Source organism: Streptomyces sp. NPDC046303 (assembly GCF_055588085.1).
Genome location: NZ_JBVJFA010000002.1, coordinates 189,159 through 215,381, shown reverse-complemented (window position 1 = coordinate 215,381; position 26,223 = coordinate 189,159). Strand labels below are relative to the sequence as shown.

Genomic DNA, 26,223 nt, shown 5'->3' with positions numbered 1-26,223 from the left:
GATCCACCGTGGCAGCACGACCGTTGAACGAGATCGTCGAGCCGGGCTGGGCCCGGGCTCTGGAGCCGGTGGCGGGGCACATCGCCGCGATGGGCGACTTCCTGCGCGCCGAGATCGCGGCCGGCCGGACCTACGTCCCGTCCGGGGCCAACGTCCTGCGCGCCTTCCAGCAGCCCTTCGACGAGGTCAAGGTCCTCATCGTGGGCCAGGACCCGTACCCCACCCCGGGGCACGCGGTGGGCCTGTCCTTCTCGGTCGCGCCCGAGGTGCGGCCGGTGCCGCCCAGCCTCGACAACATCTTCCTGGAGCTGCACCGGGACCTCGGCACCGGCCGCCCCGCGAACGGCGACCTCACCCCGTGGACCCGGCAGGGCGTACTGCTGCTCAACCGCTCGCTGACCACCGCGCCCCGCCGGTCCAACGCCCACCAGGGCAAGGGCTGGGAAGCCGTCACCGACCAGGCCATCCGGGCGCTCGCCGCGCGCGGCAAGCCGCTGGTGTCCATCCTCTGGGGGCGGGCGGCCCGCAACCTGCGGCCGCTCCTCGGCGCGCTGCCGGTGGTGGAGTCCTCGCACCCCTCCCCCAAATCGGCCGACTACGGCTTCTTCGGGTCCCGGCCGTTCAGCCGGACGAACCAGCTCCTGGAGGAGCAAGGTTCACAGCCTGTGGACTGGCGCTTGCCGTCCGTCAGTTGAACCTGTCTGCCCTTCACCGGATAAATACGGACAGATGCCACCGGAGAAGGCCCTGCCCGAACACCCGGTTCCGATAAGCCAGTAGCATGCGGCGCCATGAGCTCCCCCACTGGGCCCGCAAATGGCCTGCCCGTACGAATGCCGCGACCCCGCCAGACCGGACGGCACCGCCGGCCCGAGCCCGCGGTGGCGCCCGAGGGCGCGCCCGCGCTGGTGCTCGCCGTGCCCGGGGTCCCTTCGGCCGCCTCGCGCGGGCTGGCGGAAGAGATCATCAGCATCGGCCGTTCCGAGCTGCCGGGCCTCGACGCCCGCATCGGCTTCCTCGACGGTGACGACGCCTCCGAGTTCCCGTCCCTGTCGGGCGTGCTGACCGCCGTCGCGACCGAGCGTGCCGCGCGTGCGGAGTTCGCGCGCGCCGCCGGCCACGAGGTGCCCGCGCCGACCGGCCCGGACGCCGTGGTGGTCCCGCTGCTGGCCGGTCCCGACGGCGACCTGCTGCGCCGGGTCCGCCAGGCGCTGATGGACTCCTCGGCCGCGGCCGAGCTGGCCGACGTACTCGGCCCGCACCCGCTGCTCGCCGAGGGCCTGCACGTGCGCCTGTCCGAGGCGGGCCTGGCCCGCGCCGACCGCGCCCGGCTGTTCACCGTGACCACCGCCGCCGACGGCATCGTCCTGGCCACCACCGGTGGCGAGGAGGCCGTACAGGCCGCCGGGATCACCGGGATGCTGCTCGCCGCCCGGCTCGCCGTGCCGGTCAAGGCGGCCGCGCTCGACGAGGAGGGCTCGGTGGCCGCCGTCGCCGAGCAGCTGCGCCGCGAGGGCTCCACGCAGCTCGCGCTCGCCCCGTACCTGATCGGCCCGGAGGCCGCCGAGGGGCTGCTGGACACCGCCTGCAAGGAAGCCGACTGCGCCGCCTCCGAGGTGCTGGGCGCCTACGGGGCGCTCGGCAAGCTCGCCGTCACGCAGTACTCCGCGGCTCTCGGGATCACCCAGGGCGCCGCTGCCCACTGAGGCCCCGAAAGCCGTACGAGGGCCCGCCCCCGGAAGTCCGGAGGCGGGCCCTCGTCGTACGCGGCCGCGTCTCGCGGAGCTCAGCCGAAGACCACGCAGGCGGCTGCCGGCACCTCCAGCTGCCCGGCGCGGCGGGGCTTCCCCGTCACCGGGTCGACGTCGAACCAGGTGACGTTCCCGGACCACTCGTTGGAGACGTACAGCCGGCGCCCCGCGGGGTCGGCGACGAGATCCCGGGGCCAGCTGCCCCCGCAGTCCACGGTGTCCGTGAGCTGCGGTTTCCCGGGCTCATCGACGAGCGAGAAGGTGGCGATGACGTTGGAGCCGCGAACCGCCGCCCAGAGGAAGCGCCCGTCGGGCGACACCAGCGGCGTCGAGGGGTACTCCCGCGTGGCCCCTGGAGCGCCCGCAGAGGCGAGCGAAACCTCCCCGACGGGTTCCACTTCACCCGAGGCCGCGTTCCAGCGGCAGACGGTCAGCTGCGGCTCCAGCTCGTGCAGGACGTAGAGCACGGCGCCGTCGGGGTGGAAGGCGAGGTGGCGGGGGCCGGTTCCGGCGCGCAGGACGGTCTCGGCGTGGAGCGTGAGCGCCCCCGTGCCCGGGTCCGGCGCGCATACCCGCACCGAGTCGGTTCCCAGGTCCACGCTGAGCACCCAGCGGCCGCTCGGGTCGGGCAGAACCTGGTGGGCGTGCGGGCCCTCCTGCCGTTCGGCGTCGGGGCCGGAGCCGTGATGCGCGAGGACGCTGACGGGGCCGCCCGGGCTGCCGTCGGCGCCGAGCGGCAGGCTGCTGACGCTTCCGGACACGTAATTGGCCGTCAGCAGGCTGCGCCCGCGGACACTGAGGTGGGTGGGGCCCGAACCGTCGACGGGCACCGGCCGCCCCAGAGGCGTCAGCCCCTCGGCCGTGGGCCGGAAGGCGCCCACGGCGCCGGCTTCCGTCTCGCTCACCGCGTAGAGCACCCCGCTGTCCGGGTCGCGCGTGAGGCAGGAGGGATCGGGGAAGGGGTCGGTGACGGCGAGCGGGCTCAGCGCTCCGGTGATCGGATCCACGGCCGCGGTGGTGATGCCGCGGCCGCCCCCCGAGGTGAACGAGCCGATGTAGGCACGGTGTCCGCCGCGCTGGTCGTCCGTACTGTTCGCGCCGCCCACGGGATGCCCTCTCCGCCGTCCGGATCCGTTCGGAGCCGACGGTAACAGAAGGTCTATACCAAATCCCGTCCTTCGGCCCGCTCCCGCGCGCCCGGGTGATGGACGTACGCCGTACTGCTCGGCCGGTCCTCGTAGGTGCGGTGGAAGACCGGGGTCGCCGAGCCGGAGATCGGCGGCACGATCCAGGACCAGTCGGCGCCCACCTCCCGGCCCTTGCGCTCCTCCCGCTCCATGTGGGACAGGAAGCGGCGGGACTCGGTGTGGTGGTCGGCGATCGTGACCCCGGCGCGGTCGAAGGAGTGCAGGACCGCCCGGTTGAGCTCCACGAGCGCCCGGTCCTTCCACAGCGAGCGGTCGCTGGAGGTGTCCAGGCCGAGCCGGCGTGCCACGGCCGGCAGCAGGTTGTACCGGTCGGTGTCGGCGAGGTTGCGGGCACCGATCTCGGTGCCCATGTACCAGCCGTTGAACGGCGCCGCCGGATAATGGATGCCGCCGACCTCCAGGCACATGTTGGAGATGGCGGGCACCGCGTGCCAGCGCAGCGCCCAGTCCGCCCAGCCCTCGTCGTCGGGGTGCTCGATCGGCACCTCCAGGACGGCGTCCTGCGGGGTGTCGAACCAGCGGGGCTTGTCGTCGACGCCCTGCACCACCAGCGGCAGGAGGTCGAAGGGGGTGCCGGCGCCACCGGGCCAGCCGAGCCGCAACAGGGCCTCGGTCAGCGGGGCGTTGCGGGCGTCGCCGACGGTGACGGAGGGGTGGTCCCCGTAGCCGGCGTACCGGACGAGCTGCTCGCTCCAGATCAGCGGCCCTGGCCGGTCCGGGGCCTCCGGGGCGAAGACCGTGATCGTGGGCCGCACCCGGCCGCCGTTGGTCGCCTCGCGCAGGTGCTCGAAGCACTCGGCGGCGATACCGTCGGCGTCGGTCAGCTCCCGGCGGTCACGGACCCGCAGGGAGTTCCAGTAGAGCCTGCCTATGCAGCGGTTGCTGTTGCGCCAGGCCACCCGGGCCCCGTGGACGAGCTCCTCGGGGGTGTGCCGGTACGTGCCGGTCTCCGCGAGTTCGGCCCGTACGGCGGCGAGCCGTTCCCGCGGATCGCCCGCAGCGTGGTTCTCCCTGTGGAAGAGTCGGATGAACTCCTCGGCCGCTTCCCACACCTGAGCGGTGGTGGAGCGCTGCTGAAGTATTTCCATTCCGGGCGGTTACCCCCTGTCCGACCAGATCCACCCTGTACATGCCGGATGAATGTGCAATGAACAATCACCCGTTGTACATGCCGCAGGTCAGCGCCGCGGGCAAGGCTTCGCCCGGAACACTCCTCCGAGTGATCTTCAGCGATCGGCCTGCGGGCCGCATCCGAAGGGGCGTACGATCCGCCGCAGCGCGGGAGTTGACCCAGGGACGCAACCTGTCAGCGACAGGGCCGGCTCATGAAGAGCGCCTGCTCCCCGGCAGCGGGCGTGCCGCCGTACAGGGTGGTGTCCAGACCGCACAGGGAGAACCCCATGCGCCCATAGGCGTGCACGGCAGGCGCGTTGACGGAACTCACCTCCAACCAGAGGTGCTCGGCGCCCCGTTCACGGCCGAAGTCCGCCGCGCACTCGATCAGCGCGCGGCCGATGCCGCGGCCCCGGTGACCGGGCGAGACCTCGATGTCCTCGATGGTCAGCCTCCGGTTCCACGCGGCGTAGCCCACCGCGGCGAAGCCGCACACCCGGCCGCCCTCGACGGCGACATAGGTCCGCGCGTCCCCGCCGGCGCCCGCACCACCGCCGGACCCCTGTTCATCGTGCTCCTCGGGCGGGAACTCCTTGTACAGGGGCGGATCCGCCGGAACCTCCCGGAGCAGGAACCCCAAGCCGGCGGCGCCACCGGAAGGAACCACCTCGAAGACGGTGTCGGTGGTGAAAGAACCGTCGAGGGCCTCGATGGCCCCCGCGTCCTCGGGGCGTGCGAGGCGGTAGACGATGCCGTCGGCGGAACCGTGTGCGGTGGTCATGGGATCCACGGTACGCAAAAAATCCCCCGGCGGAATTCGCTGCCGAGGGAGGAGAGAGCGTATATTCAATGGTTCATGACTTCACTGGGAAGGGAAGTCATGGGGAAGCTTTCGAGGACACTGTATCGCGGCAGGAGTGCAATTGTCAACCGAGGAATTCCGGAAAGAGCAGCAATTCGTCACTGACCTCTATGTGCGCCTCGACCACCTGCGTGACCAGGCCGAACGCGCTGTCGAGGGAGCTTTGCGCGAGGTGGGGAACGGTGCTCAGGCACGTCTGGAGCGCGATGTCCTGGTCGCCGAGCAGTCCGGGCTGCTTTCCGCTCTGAATGCCGGAGAGAACGGCCTGTGTTTCGGCCGTCTGGAGTTCTCCGACGGCCGCGACCACCACATCGGCCGGATCGGAATCCGCGCCGACGACGCGGAGCGCACGCCGCTGGTCCTGGACTGGCGCGCGGAGGTGGCCCGCCCGTTCTACCTCGCCACCGGCCACACCCCCATGGGCCTGCGCCGCCGCCGGCACATCAGCAGCCGGGGGCGCGTGGTGACCGCCCTGCACGACGAGATCCTCGACCTCACCGACGCCGAGCGCACCGGCTACGAGGGCGCCGACGCGGACGCCGTCCTTCTCGCCGCGCTGGACGCCGCCCGCACGGGCCGCATGCACGACATCGTGCGCACGATCCAGGCCGAGCAGGACCGGGTCATCCGCTCCACGCACCGCGGGGTGCTGGTCGTCGAGGGCGGTCCGGGCACCGGGAAGACGGCGGTGGCCCTCCACCGGGCCGCCTACCTGCTGTACGCGCACCGCGAGCTGCTCGCCAAGCGCGGTGTGCTGATCGTCGGACCGGGCCCCGCGTTCCTGGGCTACATCGGCGGGGTCCTGCCCGCGCTCGGTGAGACGGGCGTCCTGCTGGCGACGCCGGGCGAGCTCTATCCCGGTGTCCACGCGACGGGCACCGACCGTCCGGGCGCGGCCGCGGTGAAGGGCCGGGCCTCGATGGCGCAGGTCCTGGCGCGCGTGGTGGAGGACCGCCAGCGCCTGCCGGAGACGGTTCCGGCGGACACCGGCGAGGAGTACGACACCGTCCCCGAGCCCGCGCTGGAGATCGACCACGACGACTACGGGACGCTGCTGCTGGACCGCACGATGGCCTACGAGGCACGGGACCGGGCCCGGGCCACCGGGCTGCCGCACAACCAGGCGCGGCCCTCCTTCGCCTTCCGGATCATCGACGCGCTCACGGCGCAGCTGGCCGACCGGCTGGGGGCGGATCCGTACGGCGGTCCGAACCTGCTGGGTTCGGACGACGTGGCCCAGCTGGGCAAGGAGATCGCGATGAGCCCGGCCGTGCACGCGGCGATCGACTCCCTGTGGCCCTCCCTGACCCCCGAGCGACTCGTCGCGGACTTCCTGGCCGACCCCACGCACCTGCCGGCGCACGAGGCGGAGCTGATCCGGCGCGAGCCGTCGGCGCGGCCGGACTGGACCCCGGCCGACGTGCCGCTGCTGGACGAGGCGGCGGAGCTGCTCGGCGAGGACGACCGTGCGCGGCGCGCCGCCGAGGAGCGCGAGCGGCAGCGGCGCATCGCGTACGCGCAGGGGGTGCTGGACCTCTCGGAGGGTTCCCGGTCGTACGAGTTCGAGGATGAGGAGAACGAGTACCTGGCGGCGCACGACATCATCGACGCCGAGCGGATGGCCGAGCGCCAGGAGGAGGCCGACCACCGCAGCGCGGCCGAGCGTGCCGCCGCGGACCGCACCTGGGCCTTCGGGCACGTCATCGTGGACGAGGCGCAGGAGCTGTCGGAGATGGCGTGGCGGCTGCTGATGCGGCGCTGTCCGACCCGTTCCATGACGCTGGTCGGTGATCCGGCGCAGACCGCCGAGGAGGCCGGCTGCGGATCGTGGGAGCGCATCCTCGGCCCGTACGTGGGCGAGCGCTGGGAGCTGGTCCGGCTGGGGGTCAATTACCGTACGCCCGCCGAGATCATGGAGGTGGCGGCCGCCGTACTGCGGGAGCGCGACCCCGGTTTCGCCCCGCCGAGCTCGGTGCGGGCCACCGGGGTGCGGCCGTGGGCGCGGGCGACGGACGACCTGGCGGGCGCGGTCGCGGAGGCCGTGCGGCAGGAGCTGCCCGCTGAGGGGCGGCTCGCGGTGATCGCGCCGCGGGAGCTGCACGCCGAACTGGCCGGGGAGCTGCCGGGGGTACGGGCCGGGGCGCAGCCGGATCTGACCCGGGAGGTGGTCCTCCTCGACCCGCGCCAGGCCAAGGGGCTGGAGTTCGACACGGTGATCGTGGTGGAGCCGGCCGCCCTCCAGCCGAGCGACCTGTACGTGGCGCTCACCCGGGCCACCCAGGCCCTCGGGGTGGTGCACACCGCGGGCAGGCTGCCGGCGGGTCTGGAGGCGGCCGGGGAGGGGCTGCTCAGGCGCTGATGACCAGCGGGGCCCGCGGGTCGGTGCGCAGCGGGGCGGCGAGCGCGACCAAGGCGTGCTCGAGGCCGTGCAGGTGGGCGAGGGCCGGCTCCGCGGGCTCGGCGGGCCGGGGCGGAACGATGAGCTCCGGGGTGCTGTCGGGGGCGGTGAGCGCCTCGACGGCGGCCTCCACCCGCCAGCAGGCCGCGGCCAGCCGGGCGTCGTGCGAGGCCTGCGGGTCGGCGGCGACGGCGACGAGCCCGCGCACTTCCCGGGCGCAGTCGTCGAGCAGCGCCAGAACCTGCCGGGCGCGGGCCTTGCGGGCGCGCAGCGGGCTCAGGGGGTGGACGAGGGGCGCGAGGGCCATCCGTACACGGCCGAGCAGCAGGTCCAGCTCGGCGGCGTGGGGGGCGGGGTCGGCGGCGGGGTTGCCGGCGAGCCGGTCCAGGGCGGCCGCGGTGGAGGCGCGGACGCAGTGCAGGGCCCGCTGGATCCAGGCGTCGTTGGCGGCGTGGGTGGTCACCGGGAGGATGATCACGACGGCGAGTGCGGCGCCGAGCGCGCCGATCGCGGTCTCCTGGAAGCGCAGGAGCAGCAGTCCGGGGTGCAGGACGCCGAGGAGTCCGTAGAGCAGCCCGGCCATGACGGTGACGAAGAACATCATCCAGGAGTAGGAGGGGGCCGCGGTGTAGAAGATCCCGAAGACGCACACGGCGACGAGTGCGGCGGTCGGCGCGGGCGCGCCGTGCAGCGGTACGGCGATCAGCAGCCCGGCGGCGATGCCCAGGACGGTGCCCAGGACGCGGCGGAAGCCCCGTACGAGGGTCTCGCCGCGGGAGGCGGTGTTCACGAAGATCCACCAGGCGGTGCCGACGGCCCAGTACCAGCGGTCCTCGGAGAGGGCCTGGCCGATGGCGAGGGCGAAGGCGCAGGCGGCGGCGGCCTGGAAGGCCTGGCGGGTGGTGGGCCGCGCGAGACCGGTGCCCGGCAGCCCCGGCGGGGCGGCGGGGGGCGGGGTGCGCCGCTCGATGGGCCACAGCACGAAGCGCACGGTCCCGGAGGCGAAGAGGGCCAGTCCGACGGCGGCGTACAGCTCGGGCAGCTGTCCGGGCAGGGCGTGCAGGAACTGGGTGACGAAGAACATCATGAAGCCGAAGATGCCGAGGGCGTGGCCGCGCGCGCCCCAGCGGCGGGCGTAGACCCCGGCGAAGACGACGGCGAGGAACGCGGCGTCCCGGGCGAGGGGCACCCCGTGCAGGGTGGTGGCCAGCGCGAGGACGGGGAATCCGACGGCGGGCAGCAGGGCGGTGGTGGTGCGCTGGGCGCGCACGCTCGGGTCGACCACGGTGAAGAGGGCCAGCAGGGCCGCCAGTCCTCCGGTGATGGAGGCGGTCAGGGAAAGACCGCAGAGCTCCGCGAGGGCCACGGCGGCTGCGACGCCGATCACCGCGCGGGCCGAGTTCCGCAGTCTCATACGCCCCGGGTCCGGAGCCACGAACATCCTCTTCACGGCGGTGTGCCGCCCCCCTTGCAGTGGTGCGCGCCGGCCCGGCGGCCGCCCGGGGGTGGTGGGCGGTGAACGGGCACGGCGAAGGCGCCGCGCTCCGGATCCGGCCTCGTCGCCGTCCGGCGCTGCGCAGCGCCGTAAGTACATGGATATGACACAGATAAGCATCTGTGGGCCCACTGGCTCAACACGCCGGCGCCGCACTGGTCCATTGGCCCAGCTGGAGGCCGTGATATTCGGCCAGGGGGGTGCCAACGGACCGGCCCGGCGGCGATCCGGCCGGGGTGCGCGCCTGGTCGGCGGCGACCGGCCCGCGGCCTGTCCGCCGGTACGGATCGGCCCGGCTCGCGGTATGGCCGGGACGAGTTTTCGGCCGCCCGCCGGGCACCCTACGTAAATCAGCCAATCGGGGAGGCGCCTCGCCTCCTCGGCACGTGCTCGTGTACGGGTCGCGGGCTGGCATCGTGCGGGTCCTGGCGGCGCGGACGGCGGGTCGCCACTGCGGAGCGGCCGGTCGGGCGGGGATCCATTTCCGGACAGCATGCGTGGCGCCAACTGCGGTGGGCGGCCAGCATCATGACCTGTTGTCAAGAGTCATGCGCTGAACGGATAAGATCCCGGGCTGTTGTCCAATGATCTTTCGCATCCGATCGTTTGAGGGTTCTGATGGTTCGAGAGGGATCGTCGCCCGGCAGTCCAGGGCCCACCTCACCCGTCGTATGGGCGCTGCCCGCCCTGTTGACCGCGGCGCTCGCGGCGGTCACCGTGGCGCTGGTCTCCGCACCTGCCCGCACCCCCGTGGCGTGGGTCGGTGCCGCGGCGTTCGTCGCCGTCGCGCTCTCGTGTGGTGAGGCCGCCCGGCGCGGCAAGGCGGTCGCGGCGCTCCGTGCCACGGTCGCGGTGCAGGAGGCCGCCCTGTCGCGGCAGCAGACCGAGACCGTACGGCTGGCCGAGGCACTGCTGCCCGACGTCGTGGCGCGCCTGCGCAAGGGCGAGTTCCCGGAGGACGTACTCGCCTCCCTGGAGGACGCCAGTACCTACCAGCCCGGCCTGACCCCCGCGTTCCGGGCCGCCCACCACGCGGTGCTGCGCTCGGTGCTCGACGCCGTGGTGGCGGAGGAGGACCTGCGCGACTCCGCGCAGCGGGCCTTCGTGAACATCGCCCGCCGCGTCCAGGCGATCGTGCACCAGCAGGCCCAGGAGCTGCGGGAGATGGAGGACCGGCACGGCCAGACCCCGGCCGTCTTCGGCGATCTGCTCCGGCTCGACCACGGCACCGCGCTCATCGGCCGGCTCGCCGACTCCATCGCCGTGCTCGGCGGCGCGCGGCCCGGCCGCCAGTGGAACAAGGCCGTGCCGCTGTACAGCGTGCTGCGCGGTGCCATGTCCCGGATCATCGACTACCAGCGCGTCGAGCTGCACTCCGTCTCGCAGGTCGCCGTCGAGGGCCCGGCGGTCGAGCCGCTCATCCACGCCCTGGCGGAGCTGCTGGACAACGCCACCCGCTACTCCCCGCCGCAGACCAAGGTGCACCTGACCGCCGTCGACGTGAACTCGGGCATCGCGATCGAGATCGAGGACGGCGGTCTGAGCATGAGCGAGGAGGCCCGCAAGCGGGCCGAGCGCATGCTGCGCCAGGCGCAGGAGGGCATCGACCTCACCGACCTGGGAGAGACCCCGCGGCTGGGCCTCGCCGTGGTCGGCCGGCTCGCGCAGGCGTACGACTTCCGGGTGTCGCTGCGCTCCTCGGCGTACGGCGGGGTACGGGCCATCCTCGTCGTCCCGCAGGGCCTGATCACCACCGTGTCGACCGCGACCGGCGTGGCCCACGGCATCGGCACCTCCTCGGGGCCCCGCGCGGCCCTCCCGCCGGCGCCCGCGCCCGCGCCGTCGGCCGCGCCCGCCTCCTCGGCCGCGCCCGCCTCCTCGGCCGCGCCCGCCTCCTCGGCCGTGCCCGCGCAGACGCCCCGGCCGGCCACCGGCCCGCAGCTTGCGGCGGAGAGGGACGAGGTGCCCGTCGTGACCGAGCGGACCGCCAACGGGCTGCCGCAGCGCCGCCGCAAGGCGCGTGCCACGGCTCCCGAAGAGCCTGCCGCCGCGCAGACCACTGCCGAGGTCCCCGGCCGGACCGAAGCACAGCCCGGGATGTGGCTGGCCGCCTTCCAGAGCGGCCTGTCCGGGGACAGCCGGACCGACGGGAGCCACATCGCGGACAGCCAGACACCAGACGCCTCGCCGGCCTCGGCGAGCAAGGGGGAACAGCCATGAGTCAGCTGCAGACCAATATGGACTGGATGCTCAAGGACCTGGCCGAGAGCGTTCCGCAGACCCGGCACGTCATCGTGCTCTCCGCTGACGGCCTGCGGATGGCCCAGTACGGTGCGGAGACCGACACGGCCGACCGGCTCGCCGCCGCCTGCGCCGGACTGCAGAGCCTGGCCGGCGCGGTGGCCTCCGAACTGCCGAACAGCAGGGGTCGGATGAAGCTGGTCGTCATCGAGATGGACGGCGGGTTCTTCTACCTGATGGCAGCGGGCGCCGGGGCCTACCTGGCGGTACTGGCCGACGAGGGCGTCGACGCGGGGCTGATGGGCCAGCGCATGCGTGACCTCGTGGCACGGATCGGAGAGCACCTCAGCAGCCCGCCGCGCAGCGACAGGCAGACCGCGTGAGAGACCCGGGCAACAGCTGGGAAGACGGCAGCCCCGAGCGGCTGTACGTCATCACGGGCGGTCGCAGCGCACCGTTAGTTCCCAGCGGCCTCGACCTGGTCACGCTGATCGTCGCCACGTCGGGGCCCCGGCCCGGCATGCCGCCGGAGCAGGCGGCGATCATGCGGCTGTGTCAGGCGCCCCTCTCGGTGGCCGAGATCTCCGCGTACCTCGGCCTGCCGGTGAGCGTGGTCACCGTCCTGATCGACGACCTGCTCACCGCGGGCAAGGTGCTCTCCCGCGCACCCGTGGCCCGTGCCCAACTCCCCGACCTGGCATTGATTGAGGCAGTGATCGATGGACTTCGAAAGCTCTGAGGCGTCGCCCGCCGGGCCGCGGCGCGAGGACGTACTGCCCGCCACGGCCGCCGCCGCGGTCAAGGTGGTGATCGTGGGCGGGTTCGGGGTCGGCAAGACGACCCTGGTCGGCGCGGTGAGCGAGATCCGGCCCCTGACCACCGAGGAGACGATGACCCAGGCCGGGGTCGGCGTCGACGACACGGCGGGCGTGGAGCGCAAGACGTCCACCACCGTGGCCATGGACTTCGGCCGGATCAGCATCAACGAGGAACTGGTGCTGTACCTCTTCGGGACCCCCGGCCAGCAGCGGTTCTGGTTCCTCTGGCGCGGCCTGTTCGAGGGTGCGCTGGGCGCGGTGGTCCTGGTCGACACCCGCCGGCTGGAGGTCAGCTTCGATGTGATCGGCCGGCTGGAGGAGCGCGGGGTGCCCTTCGTGGTCGCCGTCAACTCCTTCCCCGACGCCCCCCAGTACCCGGTCGAGGAGCTGCGCAGCGCCCTCGACCTGCCCGCGGCCGTGCCGCTGGTGCTCTGCGACGCCCGGCGCCGCGACTCCAGCCGTGACGTCCTCATGACGCTGATGCACTACCTGCACTCCCTCGCCGTGACCCCGGAGGCATCGTGACCACTCCCCCCTCCCCCGCCGCTTCCTCTCCGCCGCCGGGCTGCCCCGCGCACCGGCTGTACGGTCCCGAGGCCGAAGCCGATCCGATGGGCCTGTACGAGAAGCTGCGCGCCGAGCACGGCGCGGTGGCGCCGGTCCTCGTCCAGGGCGACCTGCCCGCCTGGCTGGTGCTCGGGCACCGCGAGAACCTGGACGTGGCCCGTACGCCGTCGCGGTTCTCCCGGGACCCGCGGCGCTGGCGGGACCAGCAGGAGGGCCGGGTTCCGGCCGACCACCCGCTCACCCCGATGACCGCGTGGCAGCCCGTGTGCCACCTGGTCGACGGTGCGGAGCACGAGCGGCTGCGCGGTGCGGTCACCGAGTCGCTGGAGCGCTTCGACCGGCGCGGTGTACGGCGCTACGTCAAGCGGTTCGCGGACCAGTTGATCGACCAGTTCGTCGAGGCCGGGCAGGGCGACCTCGTCGCGGACTTCGCCGAGCCGCTGCCGATGCTGGTGATGACCCAGCTGGTCGGGGCGCCGGATTCGTACGGCCCGCGCCTGGTGGAGGCCGCCCGCGACATGCTCCAGGGCACCGAGACGGCCGTCGCCAGCAATGCGTACGTGACCGCCACCCTGCGCGAACTCGTGATGCGCAAGCGGGCGGTGCCCGGCCGGGACTTCACCACGTGGATGGCCGAGCACCCGACCGCGCTGACCGACGAGGAGATCGTCGAGCACCTGCGCCTGGTGATGATCGCGGCGTTCGAGTCGACCGCCAATCTGATCGCGAACACCCTGCGCGTGGTGCTCACCGACCGGAGGTTCCGCGCGAACCTCTCCGGCGGCCACATGACCCTGCCCGACGCGCTGGAGCAGGTCCTGTGGGACGAGCCCCCGTTCACCACGATCCTGGGGCGCTGGGCCACCGGCGACACCGAGCTCGGCGGGGCGCAGATCAAGGCCGGGGACATGCTGCTGCTGGGGCTCGCGCCCGGGAACGTCGATCCGGAGATCCGGCCCGACCTGACGGCGCCCGTCCACGGCAACCGCTCGCACCTGTCCTTCAGCAGCGGCCCCCACGAGTGCCCCGGCCAGGACATCGGCCGGGCCATCGCGGACACCGGGATCGACTCCCTGCTGACCCGGCTGCCCGACCTGGAACTGGCCGTCCCCGAGGACGCGCTGCAGTGGACGGCGTCCCTGATGTCCCGCCACCTGGTGGCGCTCCCGGTGCGGTTCACCCCGCGGGGATCCTCCGTCACGGGCAGTACGCGGGCACCGGCCGCGGCGGCGGCCGCCGCGCCGGCCGCTCCCGCTCCCCTTCCCGGGGAACGGCCGGCGGTGCGGGTCCGGTGGTGGGCCCGGCTGCTGGGCCGCCGCCGCTGACCGGTCGCGTCAGGCGTCGAGCTGCTGCCACCACCAGGCGAGAGCCGGTACCGGCGGCGGCTCGGCCCGCGGGTCGCTGGGCGTGTCGCGCCAGCTGACGTCGAACCGGGCCCCCTCCACGGGGAGTTCGTTGCGATTGCGCGGGCTGGCGTAGCGCGGTGCCCGGGAGTGGTACTCCAGGTCCCCGGCGATCCAGTGCTCCAGCGAGCCGAGGTACCGGCTCAGCTGCTCGCCCGCGTCACGGCCGAGCTGCTCGCGCAGCCGGACGAACAGGGCCACCGTCCGGTCCCGCAGGGCGAACGCGGCGGGCAGCGCCTCGGCCGGGGTGCACCCGTCCTGCGCGGCCAGGACGTTCACGAGGTTGTGCTCCCACGGGACGTGGTGGTCGTCCTTGTTGTACGAGAACAGGTCGTTGTCGCAGCTGACGATGAACCCGGCCGCGTCGGTCAGGGCCTGGACGGGCGCGGAGTACAGCTCGTCGCCCGGCACGGCGATCCCGTTGGCCACGTCGCACCACGTGAGGGTGAAGCGGGTCCCGTTGCTCGAGATCCGCGCCGCCACGAAGTCGTTCAGGCTCGGCATGGTGCCCCGCTCGGCATGGGCGGTCTGCCAGGCGGCGCCGGCCACCCAGTCCCGGATGCCCTCGGTGAAGCGGCGCAGCTGGACGGGGGCGAGCATCTCCCGGGTGCGGGCCGCGAGGTCCTCCAGCGCGGCCGTGTGCGGGCCGGGCGGCAGCAGGCCGGAGCCGGGGGCCTCGACGGTGCGGACCAGCCGCGCACCGTGGTCCGCGACGGAGGCGGTGCTCGACGCGCCGGTGTTGGAGTCCTGCCAGTCGTCGGTGGCGAAGGCCCAGTAGTTCCACTGGGTGAAGAGCAGCATCGGCTCGACCTCGCCGTACGGGATGATCCGGCTGGTGAAGTCGGCGGCGCGGGTGGCCAGCCCCCAGGCACGCTCGGTGGCGTCCGGGTAGAACCCGTGGGTGTCGATCCAGGCGATGGCCCGCTTCTCGATCTCCGCCGCGGCGGGATGGATGAGGCCCTTTTCGAACGGGCAGTAGAACGGTGGCAGTTGCCAGCCGATCCGGGAGGGGTAGGAGCCCTCGGCGTACACGGGTGGCATCAGTTCCCCCCGCCCAGCCGGAAGAGCAGCAGCCGGGTCTCCAGCGCGTGGTCGCGCCAGATGCGGAACAGCTTGCCGTGGGTGATGGTCGACTCCCGGAGCCGCTCGCGGGACCAGACGGAGGGGGCGGCGGTGTCCTCGAGCCGGTCCAGTTCGGCGGTGTTCCAGGCCATGGACTGGACCCAGAACTCGGCGACCCGGTCGGTGAGGTCCTCGTCCTGCTCCAGCTCGAACCCGGCGGCCTCGGCGGCCGCTATGTACTCGGTGAGGGTGCCGAGGCGGGTCTTGTAGTAGCCGTCGATGAACTCGGTCCACTCGGGGCGGCGGATGAAGTGCTCTTGTATCCCGAACCAGCCGCCCGGCTTCAGGGCTTTGGCGACCACCTCGAAGAGCCGTTCCCGGTCCATGTAGCCGGAGCTCTCGTTGGCGTAGGCGGCATCGTACGTTCGCTCGGTGGTGAACTCGTGGACGTCCGCGAGCAGCGGTGTCACCCGGTCGCCGACCCCGGCCTGGCGGGCGAACTGCTCGATGAGGGGCACGTGTTCCGCCGCGACGGTGAGGCCGGTGACGCTCGCACCGTGTTCCTGCGCCCAGTAGAGCGAGCCGCCGCCGAGCCCGCAGCCGATGTCGAGGAGGCTGCGGGGCGGGCTGGCGTACGCGCCCCAGGACCGGGCCGCGTGGTCGACCACCGCCTCCTGGGACTCGATGATGCGGCATTTGAGCACCCGTTGGGAGACCGTGGTGTTCGGTGTCGCGCCGGGGGCGAAGAGCCCCATGTGGAAGTGGACCCGCGGTCCCGGACCGTATTTGTGGAGGATGTCAGCCGTCTTGCGGCTGTAGTAGAGAGGCACTTGTCTCTCGTCGAACGCCTGGCCACCAGGGTGGGGCTGGATGACAAGGTTCCTGTCCATCGGTTCTCCGGTCCTGCGGTCACGTGGGGATGTTGATCGGCCGCCCCACTCTGCCCATTTGTGATCGATAAAACTCCTTGATCACACAGGCCTTGAGCATACTGACACACGAAATGGCGCGATTTCCGGCCAAGTTGGTCGTCCGTGGTGGTTCTTCAGACCGTTTCGCCGCCGTGCTCCGTCGGTACGCACAGCACCGGAACCGGAGAGAGGTGGAGGAGCTTGTGCGGGGTGGAGCCCAGCAGGGCGCCGCGGATCGGGCTGTCGCCCCAGGTGCCGACGATGATGACGCGGGCGTCGTGCCGCCGGGCGGCGTCGAGCAGGGCCTGCGCGGGCCTTTCGTCGACCACCTCGACCGCCGAGGGCACGCCCGCCTCGTCGGCGGCCTCCACGGCGTGCGCCAGGGCGCTGCGGCCCGCCTGCCGGACGGCCTCCCGGTGCGCCCGGTACTCCTCACCGGCGGCGCCGGGGGCGGCGGCCCCGTAGACGAGGACGAGGGGCTCCCCGAAGGCGGCGGCGACCTCCAGCGCGACGCGCAGGGCCCGCTCCGCACCGGGTGACTCGTCGTATCCGAGGACGACGGACATCGGGACTCCTCAGCTCTTCCGGCCGCGGACGAGGTCCGGGTCGGCCACCCCGCGGCGCTCCCGCCAGAACGTGCCGTCCTGCAGCCGCCGGAAGCACATCACGAGGACGCCGACGACGGCGATCGCGATGCCGATGACCAGGGGCGGGCCGAGCCCGAACCAGGAGACGCCGCCGGCCGAGTTCTCCGGGTCGGACATGTCGCCGACCGACTCCACCAGCAGCCATCCGAGCAGTCCGGCGCCGAGCACCGGGCCGAGGCCGATCAGCAGGAAGTTGTGCGCGTTCTCCAGCAGGTGGCGCCGGTAGTAGACGGCGCAGGCCAGCCCGGTGAGCGCGTAGTAGAAGGCGATGAGGAGGGAGAGCGCGGTCAGCGAGTCCAGGAGCGCGTTCTCGCTGATCTGGTTGACGACGAGGTACCAGCCGATGGCGATGCCCGCGACCCACCAGGTGCTCACGTCCGGGGTGCGGAAGCGGGGGTGGATGTGGGCGAGCCCGTGCGGCAGCGCGTGGCGGCGGGCCATGGACAGGGCGGTGCGGGAGGCGGGGATGATCGTGGTCTGGGTGGAGGCGAGGGCCGAGGTGCAGACCGCGAGGAGGACCACCCAGTCCCAGCCGCCCATGACCTCGTGGGCCAGTACGGCGAAGACGGCCTCCTCCTCGGCGGCGTTCTCCGCGAGGAAGGCGGTTCCGGCGTAGCCGACGACGGCGAAGCCCACGGACAGGTAGGTCACCAGCAGGACCACCGTCGACCAGATGCCGGCCTTGCCGGGCGCCGTGGCCGAGTCCTGGACCTCCTCGGTGAGGTTGACCGCGGACTCCCAGCCCCAGTAGATGAACACCCCCAGCAGCAGTCCGCCGGTCAGCGCCGCTCCGCCGGCTCCGAAGGGGTTGAGCCAGGTGACGGACGGCTCGATCGCGTCGAGGGTGCCGGTGCCGGCGTAGATCCGGTAGATGGCCACCACCGCGAAGGCCAGCAGGAAGAAGACCTGGGCGAGGATGAGGACGTCCTGGACGTGCGCGGACAGCTCGGTGCCGATGACGCAGACCGTGGTCATGGCCGCGATCACGGCGACGGTGAGGGTCTGGCGGATCACGTCGTCGGCGGCCCAGTCCCCGAGTCCGGCGGCGAGCAGGCCGAAGGTGACGGCGACGTCCGCCAGTGAGCCGATGACCAGGACGCCGGTCATGGCGATGGCCCAGCCGCCGAGCCAGCCCGCCCAGGGGCCCATGGCCCGGGTGACCCACGAGAAGGTGGTGCCGCAGTCCTGGTCCACCTTGTTGAGGTAGTAGAAGGCGGCGGCGATCAGCAGCATCGGGACGAAGGAGGCGAGCATCACGCCCGGCGCGTAGATCCCGACGAGGGCCACGATCGGCCCGAGCACGGCGGCGAGGGAGTAGGCGGGCGAGGTCGAGTTCAGGCCGATGACCAGCGCGTCGAGGAATCCGATCGCGTTGGCCTTCAGCCCCGGCTCCGGGACGGCGGCCTGCGGGCCGTCCCTGCCCGCGCTGTCTTCGGCCATGTACGCATCCTCGCCCGAGGGCGGGGACCGCGCGAGGCGGGAGACCCGAGGGCCTTACGAGGGGCGGGTGTTCCAGCCCGCGATCACGGGGAGGCCGTGCTCCGTGGAGAGCACGCTGACCGTGCCGGTCCGCAGCAGGAACAGCCGGCCCTCCACCGGATCCAGGCCCAGGTAGCGGGCGGTGAGGACGCGCAGGAAGTGGCCGTGGGCGACGATGACGGCATGGCCGCCGTCCGCGCGGAGCACCGGGGCGACCCGGGCCAGGACCCGGTCCGCCCGGGCGCCGACCTGGGCGGCGCTCTCGCCGGGGTGGTCCGCGTCGCCGGGCGGCACCCCGTGGGTCCACAGGGACCAGTCGGGGACGGTCCGCTGGATCTCCGCGGTGGTGACGCCCTCGTAGCCGCCGTAGTCCCACTCGTACAGGTCCGGGTCGGTGACCCCGCCGGTCAGTCCCGCGAGCTCCGCCGTGGCGACGGCGCGGCGCAGCGGGCTGGTCAGGACCAGCGCCGGATGGCGGCCGCCGAAGAAGGGGGCCAGCGAGATCGCCTCCTCGATGCCGCGCGGGGTCAGCGGGACGTCGGTGCGCCCGGTGTGCCGCCCGTCGGCGCTCCACGCCGTCTCGCCGTGCCTCACCAGCAGCAGGTCGCTCATCCTCCGGACCCTAAGCCCTCCGGCATGCCTGACCGCGGCCGCACACCGGATGAACCGGGCCATTGGTACAGTCGCGGCATGGCGGTGGACGAGCTGGACACGAGGATCCTGCGCCTGCTGATCGAGCAGCCGCGCACCAGCGTCCGCGAGTACGCCCGCATCCTCGGCATCGCCCGCGGCACGCTGCAGGCCCGGCTGGACCGGCTGGAGCGCACCGGGGTGATCACCGGGACGGGGCCCTCGCTCTCCCCCGCCGCGTTGGGGCATCCGGTGCTGGCCTTCGTGCACATCGAGGTGACCCAGGGGCACCTGGACGACGTGGGCGAGGCACTGGCGGCCGTTCCCGAGATCATCGAGGCCTTCTCCATCACCGGCGGCGGGGATCTGCTCACCCGCGTGGCGGCCCGGGACAACGCCCACCTGGAGGACGTGATCCAGCGGCTGATCCAGCTCCCGGGGGTGGTCCGCACCCGCACCGAGGTGGCGTTGCGCGAGCGGGTCGCGCACCGGTTGCTGCCGCTGGTCGAGTCCGTGGGACGGTCCGCTCGCACCACCTGACAGGATGGTCAGGACAGGACACGACCGGCAGGACGGGCACAACGGATGATTTCCGTCATATTCGATCTCGACGGCACCCTCGTGGACAGCGAGCCGAACTACTACGAGTCGGGGCGCCGCACCCTGGAGCGGCACGGGGTCCCCGAGTTCACCTGGGAGGAGCACGCGCGCTTCATCGGCATCGGCACCTTGGAGACGCTGGAGATCCTCAGGGAACGGTACGCGATCCCGGTGCCGGTGGAGCAGCTCCTCGCCGAACAGAACGCCTCCTACCTGGAGCTGGCCCGCGCCGGGACGGAAGTCTTCCCGCAGATGCGGAAGTTCGTGGAGCGGCTGCGCGCCGAGGGGGTGCCGATGGCGGTGGCCTCGGGTTCCTCGCGCGAGGCGATCGACGCGGTGCTGTCCGGCACCGGTCTGGACGCCCTGCTGAAGACGGCGGTCTCCGCCGAGGAGGTCGCGCACGGCAAGCCCGCCCCCGACGTGTTCCTGGAGGCGGCCCGCCGGCTGGGCGCCGGGCCCGCCGACTGCGTGGTCATCGAGGACGCGGCGCCGGGAGTCCTGGCCGCCCGCGCGGCCGGGATGGAATGCGTGGCGATCCCGTACGTGCCGCAGACCGCTCACGACGCCGCTTTCGCGGGGGCCGGGCTGCTCTTCCCGGGCGGGCAGCGGGAGTTCACCGCGGACGCGGCGTACGACTGGCTGGCCGCGCGCACCGCGGCCTGACGCCGGACCGGACTGCGGGGGCCGCCCGCCGAAGGGTGGCGCGGCCCTCTGGTGCCCCGGCACGGGGGCTGCCACGATGCCTGCGTGACCGCCACCACGCTGCCCCGGGGCGCCGGGAGCGGGCCGCGCCAGTGGCCCCTGCTCGGGAACCTGCCCTCCTTCGCCCGTGACCCGCTGGCCTTCTTCGAGTTGATGCGCGACGACTACGGGGACTGGGTGCCGTGGGCGCTCGGGCCGCGGCGCAACGTGCTGATCTCGCGGCCCGAGCACGCCGGCGAGCTGCTCGGGGCGGTGGAGGGCACCTTCACGCCGATGGAACTGGGCTGGGCCTTCCACCAGTTGCTGGGCGAGGGGGTCGTCGTGGCCACCGGGGACGACTGGCGGCGCAAGCGGGCCCTGGTCCAGCCCGCGGTGCGGCCGCGCCAAGTGCGCTCGTACGCCGCCACGATGGTGGAGTGCGCGGACGCACTGGCGCGGAGCTGGCGCGAGGGCGAGCGGATAGACGTGCACCGGGAGATGGCCGGACTCACCCAGCGGATCGCGGTGCGCACCCTGTTCGGGAGCGACGCCGCCGGCCGGGAGGCGCCCATCAGCGCGGCCATGGCCACGGCCCAGCGGGAACTGGGGGCCGAGTTCCGGGGCGTGACGCTGTTCCTGCCGCCCTGGGTGCGCACGCCGGGCCGGCGCCGAATGCGGGAAGCCGTGGCCGTGCTGGACCGGGAGATCGAGCACGTCATACGGGAGCACGAGGCGGCTTCGGCGGCCGGGGAGGAGCGCGACGACCTGCTGAGCCGGCTGCTCGCGGCCCGCGACGAACACGGCGCGCCGCTGTCCCGCAAGGAGTTGCGGGACGAGGCGATCACCCTCTACATCGGCGGCCACGAGACCACCTCGACCACGTTGACCTGGGCCTGGCAGCTGCTGTCGGGGGCGCCCGAGGCGCGGGCCCGGCTGACGGAGGAGCTGGACCGGGTGCTGGGCGGGCGGCTGCCGACGTACGACGACTACGCGCGGCTGCCCTGGACCCAGCAGGTGGTCAAGGAGTCGCTGCGGGTCTATCCGCCGATCTGGCTGATCTCGGCGGTGGCCGGGGAGGGCGCGAGCATCGGCGGTCGCGCCGTCCCCGCGCGGACCGGGATGTGGATCAGCCCGTGGTCGATGCACCGGGACGAGCGCTGGTTCCCGGATCCGGAGGCCTTCCGGCCCGAGCGGTGGGACGCGGACGCTCCGCATCCGGTGCCCGAACATGCCTGGATCCCCTTCGGCGGCGGGCCGCGGGCCTGTCTGGGCGCGCGGTTCGCGCTGGTGGAGGCCGCGCTCGTGCTGGCAGTACTGGCGCAGCGGTTCCACCTGGACAGCGGCAGCGAGCGCGCCGGGGTCTTCCCGGGGCTCACCCTGCAGCCGGCCGGACCGGTGCGGGCGACGCTGCGCTCCGCCGGGCGGGGAAGATCCGACACCGCCCGATAGTTAGTAGAACCGTGAACAATCTGACGCGGGTCGTGGATGTGGCCGTGGACGTGGACGTCGTGGTGGTCGGGGCCGGGCAGGCCGGCCTGTCCGGCGCCTACCACCTCGCCCGGGCCGGGATCGACCACGTGGTCCTGGACCACGCACCCCGTCCCGGCGGGGCCTGGCAGTTCCGCTGGCCCTCCCTCACCTACGGCCGGGTCCACGGAATGCACGCCCTGCCCGGTATGGAGCTGACCGGCGCCGACCCGCTGCGACCCTCCTCCGAGGTGATCGGGGAGTACTTCGCCGCCTACGAGGAACGCTTCGGCCTGCGCGTACGGCGGCCCGTGGACGTCTCGGCGGTCCGCGCCGGCGCCGACGGCCGGCTGCTGGTCGAGTCCTCGGCCGGCACCTGGTCCGCCCGGGCCCTGATCAACGCCACCGGGACGTGGGACCGGCCGTTCTGGCCGCGCTACCCGGGCCAGGAGACCTTCGGCGGCCGGCAGCTGCACACCGCGAACTACCCGGGGCCGCAGGAGTTCGCCGGGAAACGGGTGATCGTCGTCGGCGGCGGCACCTCGGCGGTGCAGCACCTGCTGGAGATCGCGGAAACGGCCGCGGAGACCACCTGGGTGACCCGGCGGCCCCCCGTCTTCCGCGACGGCACCTTCGGCGAGGCCGAGGGCCGGGCGGCGGTCGCCCTGGTGGACGAGCACGTCCGCCGGGGGCTGCCGCCGCAGAGCGTGGTCAGCGTCACCGGCCTCCCGCTGAACGAGGCCGTACGGGCCGGACTCGACTCGGGGGTGCTGGACCGCCGGCCCGTGTTCGACCGGATCACCCGCACGGGCGCGGCCTGGGCGGACGGCAGCCGGGTGGAGGCGGACGTCATCCTGTGGGCGACCGGGTTCCGCGCCGCCGTCGATCACCTCGCCCCGCTGCGGCTGCGCGAACCGGGCGGCGGCATCCGGGTCGAGGGGACCAGGGCCGTGCGCGACGAGCGGATCCACCTCGTCGGCTACGGCCCCTCGGCATCGACCATCGGCGCCAACCGCGCGGGCGGCGCCGCGGTCCGTGAGATCCGCCGGCTGCTGGCCCGTGAACGGGCCGCAGAGCCGGTCGGAGCCCCCGTCGGCTGAGCCTTCGGCCGGCCTCACGGTTCGTCGATCGGGAACGTCCGGTCCGGGTGGGCTCCGGCCGCGCGGGCCTCCCGGGTCGGGTACACGTAGCCCGTCCCGTCCCGCACGTCCAGAAAGGGATCGGTCCAGTTCTCGGTGTCCTCCGGGACGAGGATGCGCGTGGTGCCCCGCTCCGCGTCGTGGATCAGCAGCGAGACGATGTTGTAGAGCTGATTGCCGATGTCACCGAGCCCCTGCTGCGGGTGGTCTTCCGGGCCTTCGATCCGGATGGTGAAGAAGCGCTCGTCCTCCCAGAAACCGCCCTTGTCCAGCCCCTCACCCTCCCCCACCCGCACGCCGTCCACCCAGAGCCGGGCCTCGAACGGGTGGTCACGGAACAGGAGCACCGACCGGTGGCGGTCGCCGGCGGTGAAATCGACCTCGATCTGGTGCCGGGACCAGCAGTCGATGAAACTGCTGCACGCCCCGGGCACCTCCCCGTACCGATGGCTCTCGATCGTTCCTCCCGGCGGTACGACGGGATCCTGACTGCAGGTCTCGGCGAAGCGGCAGGCCCGGTCAACGCGCCGGGTGCAGCCGAGCCCCATCGCGGCCATGTCGCGCGGCGCGGCCTGCGAGAGCAGTTCTCCCAGCCGTTCCACGTACCGGTCCTCGCCGACCAGAGCGAGCAGGTCCACCTCGTCGGCCCACCAGTGGATCAGGTCCACGCCGACAGGGGAACGGGCCAGCCAGCCGCGCCACTCGGCCGCACTGCTGCCCCATCGTCGGGCCACCCGCTGGTGCGCGGCCCGCTCGGCGGCCGCGGCGGCCTCCGCGGCCGCGTCCAGGCGCGGCTGTACGGGCTCTTCCCTCGCCTCCGCGTCGGACTCGCTCCCGGCCTGCGCCTCGGCGTTCGTCTTCCCTCTCCACGGCCACTTCACGGTTCGGCCCCCTCGGTCCACGCACTCGGCAGGCCGCCGATGGTAGAGCCGCCCGCCGGCCCGCCGCCCCTCATTTCCCGGCGGCAGCGCCCCGGTCCGGGCGGGCGCCCGCCTGGGCGCGGATCCGGTTGAAATCCGCCACGTGCTTCTTGTGCTCCTCGTACGTCGTCGAGAAGCGGGTGTCCCCCGGCTGCACGGTGACGAAGAACAGCCAGTCCCCGGGTGTCGGCGCGACCGCGGCCGTCATGGCCTCCAGGCCGGGGCTGCCGATCGGCGTGGGCGGCAGTCCCTGGCGTTCGTAGCTGTTGAACGGGCTGTCGATCCGGGTGTCGCCGAGGGTGGTGTCCACGGTGCTGCGGTTCAGCGCGTAGTTGAGGGTGGAGTCCATCTGGAGCGGCATCGACTTCGCCAGCCGGTTGTGCACCACCCGCGCGACCTTGCCCATGTCGGCGCGGTTGTCGGCCTCCGCCTCGAGGATGCTGGCCAGGGTGGCGGTCTGGTACGGGGTCATCCCGTGGGCCTTGCCGCCGTCGGCGACGGCCCGCGTGGCGAGCTTCTCGTTCGCCGTGCGCACCATGGCCGCGAGGAGGACGGCCGGGGTGGTCTTCGAGGTCACCGGGTAGGTCGCCGGGAAGAGGTAGCCCTCCGGGTTGTCCTTCGCCTCGGCGGGCAGCGCCAGGCCGGCGGTGGCCGCGGCCGCCTTGGCGGAACCGGGCGGCACCTTCAGCTCGCGGTCGATCGCCGCGTACACCCGGGAGGCCCGCCAGCCTTCGGGGATCACCAGCCGACGCGGCTTCTCGGGCGCTTCACCACCCTTCAGCAGGGGGATCAGGGTGACCGCCCCGATCACGAGCAGCGTGCCGAAGAAGAGAGCCAGCCGGCCCCGGCGGGTGAGCCGGGAACGGCGCTGTGGCGGCCGGTACTCAGGGCGCATGCGGGAAAGCTAACCCGCACGTCGCGCCGAGCCCGGTATCCAGCCCGTGCGCCGGTCACACCGTCATACGTTCACCGGATCCAGCTCGGCCTGCGGCGCCTGCTCCGGCGGCAGCGCGGCGTCCCGGTCCCGGCGGACGAGGGCGGCGTACCGGCCGTCCGCCTTGAGCAGTTCCTCGTGGGTGCCGCGCTCGGCTATCCGTCCCCCGTCCAGGACCACGATCTGGTCGGCGTCGCGGACGGTGGACAGGCGGTGCGCGATGGTGATGGTGGTGCGGCCCCGCGAGAGGTTGTCGATGGCCCGCTGGACGGCGTGCTCGGTGCGGGTGTCGAGGGCGCTGGTGGCCTCGTCCAGGATCAGCACGGGCGGGTCGCGCAGGATGGTCCGGGCGATGGCGAGGCGCTGCTTCTCACCGCCGGAGAAGCGGTAGCCGCGCTCGCCCACCAGGGTCTGGTACCCGTCGGGCAGGGATGCGATGTGGTCGTGGATCTGGGCGGCGCGGGCCGCCGCCTCGATCTCCTCGTCCGTCGCGTCCGGCTTGGCGAAGCGCAGGTTGTCCGCGACCGAGGCGTGGAAGAGGTAGGTCTCCTGCGAGACCACGCCGATCGAGCGGGCCAGCGAGTCGAAGTCGAGGTCGCGCACGTCGACCCCGTCGAGGGCGACCCGTCCGCCGGTGACGTCGTAGAGCCGGGGCACGAGGTAGCTGAGGGTGCTCTTGCCGGAGCCGGTCGGGCCGACCACGGCGAGCGAACCGCCGGCCGGGACGGTGATGTCGATGCCCGTGAGGGTCGGGCCGCTCTTGGCGTCGTACGCGAAGTGCACGTCCTCCAGCCGGACCTCGCCCTCGGCCCGCTCCAGGCGGACCGGGTCGGTGCGCTCGGTGATGTCCACCGGCAGGTCGAGGTACTCGAAGATGCGGGCGAACAGGGCGAGCGAGGTCTGGATCTGCACGCCGGTCGACAGCAAACTGACGGCGGGCCGGAACAGGCCCTGCTGGAGGGTCACGAAGGCGACGAGGGTGCCGACGGAGAGCGAGGGGGCGCCCGTCTGGAGGGCTATGCCGGCGGCCCAGTAGATGAGCGCGGGCATGGCGGCCATGACGATGCCGATGGTGGACATCCGCCAGCGCCCGGCCATGCTGGAGCGCACTTCGAGGCCGACGAGCTTCTCCGACTCCTCGGAGAACGCGGCGGTGAGGGACGCGGAGCGGCCCATGGTGCGGCCCAGCAGGATCCCGCTCACCGACAGCGACTCGGTGACGGTCGCGGCCATGGCGGCCATCTGCTTCTGCCGCTGGGTGGTGATCTTCTTGCGCTCGCGGCCGACGCGCCTGCTGATCCACACGAAGACCGGGAGCAGGAGCAGTGAGACCAGCGTGAGCCGCCAGTCGAGGGCGAGCATGGCCACGACGGAGGCGACGACCGCCGTCAGGTTGGAGACGAGGGAGGTCGCGGTGGAGGTCACGGTGGCCTGCATGCCGCCGATGTCGTTGGCGATGCGGGACTGCACCTCGCCGGTGCGGGTCCGGGTGAAGAAGGCCAGCGGCATCCGCTGGAGCTGCGCGTAGACGGCGGTGCGCAGGTCGTGCATGACGCGCTGGCCGACCGTGGTGGAGATCAGGGTCTGGAGCACGCCGAAGACGCTGGTGACGACGGCGGTGAGGATCATGCCGAGCGCGAGCAGACTGAGCAGCCCGGTGCGGCCCTGCGGGATCGCGACGTCGAGGATCTCCTTGAGCAGGAACGGCGAGGCGACGCCCACCAGCGAGGAGGCGCCGACCAGCAGGCCGACGACGGCGAGGCGGCCGCGGTACGGGCGGAAGAGGCCCACGATCCGGCCGAGCTCGCGCGGCCGCTCCGCCGGGCCCGGACGGCTCGGATCGAGGGATTCCTTCGATGGGGTCCACTTCGGTTCGTCGTCGCGCATGGGCGCCCTC

At 73.0% G+C, this 26,223-nt stretch carries 24 protein-coding genes; 12 read left to right on the top strand and 12 right to left on the bottom strand.

What is annotated here, in order from left to right:
• The first annotated feature begins 8 nt into the window (after positions 1-8).
• The gene (locus ACZ6I1_RS02710) at positions 9-695 is read left to right on the top strand and encodes a uracil-DNA glycosylase (RefSeq protein WP_469282312.1); all 687 of its coding nucleotides are present in this window, start codon (positions 9-11) and stop codon (positions 693-695) included.
• Positions 696-791: 96 nt separating this feature from the next.
• Entirely contained in the window at positions 792-1,706 is a 915-nt protein-coding gene (locus ACZ6I1_RS02705) for a sirohydrochlorin chelatase (protein WP_469282311.1), read from the top strand.
• Between the two features lie 80 nt (positions 1,707-1,786).
• On the opposite strand, the gene ACZ6I1_RS02700 is transcribed toward ACZ6I1_RS02705, so the two are convergent.
• The 3 genes from ACZ6I1_RS02700 to ACZ6I1_RS02690 form a co-directional block, all read right to left on the bottom strand.
• On the bottom strand, positions 1,787-2,857 hold the full coding sequence (locus tag ACZ6I1_RS02700) for a lactonase family protein (RefSeq protein WP_469282310.1): 1,071 nt from the start codon (positions 2,855-2,857) through the stop codon (positions 1,787-1,789).
• 53 nt (positions 2,858-2,910) lie between these two features.
• Positions 2,911-4,047 carry a nitric oxide synthase oxygenase gene (locus tag ACZ6I1_RS02695; RefSeq protein WP_469282309.1) on the bottom strand — a complete coding sequence of 379 codons (1,137 nt, stop codon included), beginning with the start codon at positions 4,045-4,047 and terminating at the stop codon, positions 2,911-2,913.
• Positions 4,048-4,265: 218 nt separating this feature from the next.
• Positions 4,266-4,853 (bottom strand): GNAT family N-acetyltransferase, encoded by a 588-nt coding sequence (locus ACZ6I1_RS02690; RefSeq protein ID WP_469282308.1) that lies wholly within the window; start codon positions 4,851-4,853, stop codon positions 4,266-4,268.
• A gap of 136 nt (positions 4,854-4,989) precedes the next feature.
• Between ACZ6I1_RS02690 and ACZ6I1_RS02685 the strand changes: the two genes are divergently transcribed.
• Positions 4,990-7,293 carry a HelD family protein gene (locus tag ACZ6I1_RS02685; RefSeq protein WP_469282306.1) on the top strand — a complete coding sequence of 768 codons (2,304 nt, stop codon included), beginning with the start codon at positions 4,990-4,992 and terminating at the stop codon, positions 7,291-7,293.
• Here ACZ6I1_RS02685 and ACZ6I1_RS02680 read toward each other — a convergent pair.
• Positions 7,283-8,773 carry an FUSC family protein gene (locus ACZ6I1_RS02680; RefSeq protein ID WP_469282613.1) on the bottom strand — a complete coding sequence of 497 codons (1,491 nt, stop codon included), beginning with the start codon at positions 8,771-8,773 and terminating at the stop codon, positions 7,283-7,285. The genes ACZ6I1_RS02685 and ACZ6I1_RS02680 overlap by 11 nt on opposite strands.
• A 672-nt stretch (positions 8,774-9,445) precedes the next feature.
• Here ACZ6I1_RS02680 and ACZ6I1_RS02675 point away from each other — a divergent pair.
• The 5 genes from ACZ6I1_RS02675 to ACZ6I1_RS02655 are packed head-to-tail and all read left to right on the top strand — an operon-like array spanning position 9,446 to position 13,778.
• On the top strand, positions 9,446-11,047 hold the full coding sequence (locus ACZ6I1_RS02675; protein ID WP_469282304.1) for a sensor histidine kinase: 1,602 nt from the start codon (positions 9,446-9,448) through the stop codon (positions 11,045-11,047).
• On the top strand, positions 11,044-11,451 hold the full coding sequence (locus ACZ6I1_RS02670) for a roadblock/LC7 domain-containing protein (protein ID WP_469282302.1): 408 nt from the start codon (positions 11,044-11,046) through the stop codon (positions 11,449-11,451). Before ACZ6I1_RS02675 ends, ACZ6I1_RS02670 begins: the two co-directional genes overlap by 4 nt.
• Positions 11,448-11,807 (top strand): DUF742 domain-containing protein, encoded by a 360-nt coding sequence (locus tag ACZ6I1_RS02665; protein WP_469282301.1) that lies wholly within the window; start codon positions 11,448-11,450, stop codon positions 11,805-11,807. The genes ACZ6I1_RS02670 and ACZ6I1_RS02665 overlap by 4 nt, the downstream gene beginning before the upstream one ends.
• Positions 11,788-12,411 (top strand): GTP-binding protein, encoded by a 624-nt coding sequence (locus ACZ6I1_RS02660; RefSeq protein WP_469282299.1) that lies wholly within the window; start codon positions 11,788-11,790, stop codon positions 12,409-12,411. Before ACZ6I1_RS02665 ends, ACZ6I1_RS02660 begins: the two co-directional genes overlap by 20 nt.
• Positions 12,408-13,778 carry a cytochrome P450 gene (locus ACZ6I1_RS02655; protein WP_469282297.1) on the top strand — a complete coding sequence of 457 codons (1,371 nt, stop codon included), beginning with the start codon at positions 12,408-12,410 and terminating at the stop codon, positions 13,776-13,778. The genes ACZ6I1_RS02660 and ACZ6I1_RS02655 overlap by 4 nt, the downstream gene beginning before the upstream one ends.
• A 9-nt stretch (positions 13,779-13,787) precedes the next feature.
• On the opposite strand, the gene ACZ6I1_RS02650 is transcribed toward ACZ6I1_RS02655, so the two are convergent.
• The 5 genes from ACZ6I1_RS02650 to ACZ6I1_RS02630 form a co-directional block, all read right to left on the bottom strand.
• Positions 13,788-14,897, bottom strand: a complete 1,110-nt coding sequence (locus ACZ6I1_RS02650; protein WP_469282295.1) for a terpene synthase family protein — start codon at positions 14,895-14,897, stop codon at positions 13,788-13,790.
• Positions 14,897-15,808: an SAM-dependent methyltransferase gene (locus tag ACZ6I1_RS02645; protein WP_469282293.1), complete on the bottom strand. Its 912-nt coding sequence runs from the start codon at positions 15,806-15,808 to the stop codon at positions 14,897-14,899. The genes ACZ6I1_RS02650 and ACZ6I1_RS02645 overlap by 1 nt, the downstream gene beginning before the upstream one ends.
• Positions 15,809-15,963: 155 nt before the next feature.
• Complete coding sequence (locus ACZ6I1_RS02640; protein ID WP_469282291.1) at positions 15,964-16,395, bottom strand: universal stress protein; 432 nt, start codon at positions 16,393-16,395, stop codon at positions 15,964-15,966.
• A 9-nt stretch (positions 16,396-16,404) separates the two neighbouring features.
• On the bottom strand, positions 16,405-17,916 hold the full coding sequence (locus ACZ6I1_RS02635; RefSeq protein ID WP_469282289.1) for an APC family permease: 1,512 nt from the start codon (positions 17,914-17,916) through the stop codon (positions 16,405-16,407).
• 54 nt (positions 17,917-17,970) lie between these two features.
• Entirely contained in the window at positions 17,971-18,567 is a 597-nt protein-coding gene (locus ACZ6I1_RS02630) for a histidine phosphatase family protein (protein ID WP_469282287.1), read from the bottom strand.
• 78 nt (positions 18,568-18,645) lie between these two features.
• Between ACZ6I1_RS02630 and ACZ6I1_RS02625 the strand changes: the two genes are divergently transcribed.
• The 4 genes from ACZ6I1_RS02625 to ACZ6I1_RS02610 all read left to right on the top strand — a co-directional run bounded on the left by ACZ6I1_RS02625 (position 18,646) and on the right by ACZ6I1_RS02610 (position 22,433).
• Positions 18,646-19,125, top strand: coding sequence for an Lrp/AsnC family transcriptional regulator (locus ACZ6I1_RS02625; protein WP_469282285.1), 480 nt, complete (start codon positions 18,646-18,648; stop codon positions 19,123-19,125).
• A gap of 45 nt (positions 19,126-19,170) precedes the next feature.
• On the top strand, positions 19,171-19,848 hold the full coding sequence (locus tag ACZ6I1_RS02620; RefSeq protein ID WP_469282283.1) for an HAD family hydrolase: 678 nt from the start codon (positions 19,171-19,173) through the stop codon (positions 19,846-19,848).
• 84 nt (positions 19,849-19,932) lie between these two features.
• On the top strand, positions 19,933-21,315 hold the full coding sequence (locus ACZ6I1_RS02615) for a cytochrome P450 (RefSeq protein WP_469282281.1): 1,383 nt from the start codon (positions 19,933-19,935) through the stop codon (positions 21,313-21,315).
• An 11-nt stretch (positions 21,316-21,326) separates the two neighbouring features.
• Positions 21,327-22,433: an FAD-dependent oxidoreductase gene (locus ACZ6I1_RS02610; protein WP_469282279.1), complete on the top strand. Its 1,107-nt coding sequence runs from the start codon at positions 21,327-21,329 to the stop codon at positions 22,431-22,433.
• A gap of 14 nt (positions 22,434-22,447) precedes the next feature.
• Here the strand turns inward: ACZ6I1_RS02610 and ACZ6I1_RS02605 are convergent, their stop codons facing one another.
• The 3 genes from ACZ6I1_RS02605 to ACZ6I1_RS02595 all read right to left on the bottom strand — a co-directional run bounded on the left by ACZ6I1_RS02605 (position 22,448) and on the right by ACZ6I1_RS02595 (position 26,213).
• Entirely contained in the window at positions 22,448-23,353 is a 906-nt protein-coding gene (locus tag ACZ6I1_RS02605; protein WP_469282277.1) for a hypothetical protein, read from the bottom strand.
• 70 nt (positions 23,354-23,423) lie between these two features.
• Entirely contained in the window at positions 23,424-24,287 is an 864-nt protein-coding gene (gene mltG / locus ACZ6I1_RS02600) for an endolytic transglycosylase MltG (protein WP_469282274.1), read from the bottom strand.
• 63 nt (positions 24,288-24,350) lie between these two features.
• Positions 24,351-26,213 carry an ABC transporter ATP-binding protein gene (locus ACZ6I1_RS02595; protein WP_469282611.1) on the bottom strand — a complete coding sequence of 621 codons (1,863 nt, stop codon included), beginning with the start codon at positions 26,211-26,213 and terminating at the stop codon, positions 24,351-24,353.
• Positions 26,214-26,223 lie beyond the last annotated feature (10 nt).

Bases quoted from the DNA above. Each gene is read 5' to 3' on its own strand.
- ACZ6I1_RS02670 (WP_469282302.1), top strand. From the start codon at position 11,044: ATGAGTCAGCTGCAGACCAATATGGACTGGATGCTCAAGGACCTGGCC.
- ACZ6I1_RS02645 (WP_469282293.1), bottom strand. From the start codon at position 15,808: ATGGACAGGAACCTTGTCATCCAGCCCCACCCTGGTGGCCAGGCGTTC.
- ACZ6I1_RS02675 (WP_469282304.1), top strand. From the start codon at position 9,446: ATGGTTCGAGAGGGATCGTCGCCCGGCAGTCCAGGGCCCACCTCACCC.
- ACZ6I1_RS02595 (WP_469282611.1), bottom strand. From the start codon at position 26,213: ATGCGCGACGACGAACCGAAGTGGACCCCATCGAAGGAATCCCTCGAT.
- ACZ6I1_RS02660 (WP_469282299.1), top strand. From the start codon at position 11,788: ATGGACTTCGAAAGCTCTGAGGCGTCGCCCGCCGGGCCGCGGCGCGAG.
- ACZ6I1_RS02640 (WP_469282291.1), bottom strand. From the start codon at position 16,395: ATGTCCGTCGTCCTCGGATACGACGAGTCACCCGGTGCGGAGCGGGCC.
- ACZ6I1_RS02695 (WP_469282309.1), bottom strand. From the start codon at position 4,047: ATGGAAATACTTCAGCAGCGCTCCACCACCGCTCAGGTGTGGGAAGCG.
- mltG (WP_469282274.1), bottom strand. From the start codon at position 24,287: ATGCGCCCTGAGTACCGGCCGCCACAGCGCCGTTCCCGGCTCACCCGC.
- ACZ6I1_RS02690 (WP_469282308.1), bottom strand. From the start codon at position 4,853: ATGACCACCGCACACGGTTCCGCCGACGGCATCGTCTACCGCCTCGCA.
- ACZ6I1_RS02635 (WP_469282289.1), bottom strand. From the start codon at position 17,916: ATGGCCGAAGACAGCGCGGGCAGGGACGGCCCGCAGGCCGCCGTCCCG.
- ACZ6I1_RS02680 (WP_469282613.1), bottom strand. From the start codon at position 8,773: ATGTTCGTGGCTCCGGACCCGGGGCGTATGAGACTGCGGAACTCGGCC.
- ACZ6I1_RS02620 (WP_469282283.1), top strand. From the start codon at position 19,171: ATGATTTCCGTCATATTCGATCTCGACGGCACCCTCGTGGACAGCGAG.
- ACZ6I1_RS02625 (WP_469282285.1), top strand. From the start codon at position 18,646: ATGGCGGTGGACGAGCTGGACACGAGGATCCTGCGCCTGCTGATCGAG.
- ACZ6I1_RS02650 (WP_469282295.1), bottom strand. From the start codon at position 14,897: ATGCCACCCGTGTACGCCGAGGGCTCCTACCCCTCCCGGATCGGCTGG.
- ACZ6I1_RS02705 (WP_469282311.1), top strand. From the start codon at position 792: ATGAGCTCCCCCACTGGGCCCGCAAATGGCCTGCCCGTACGAATGCCG.
- ACZ6I1_RS02630 (WP_469282287.1), bottom strand. From the start codon at position 18,567: ATGAGCGACCTGCTGCTGGTGAGGCACGGCGAGACGGCGTGGAGCGCC.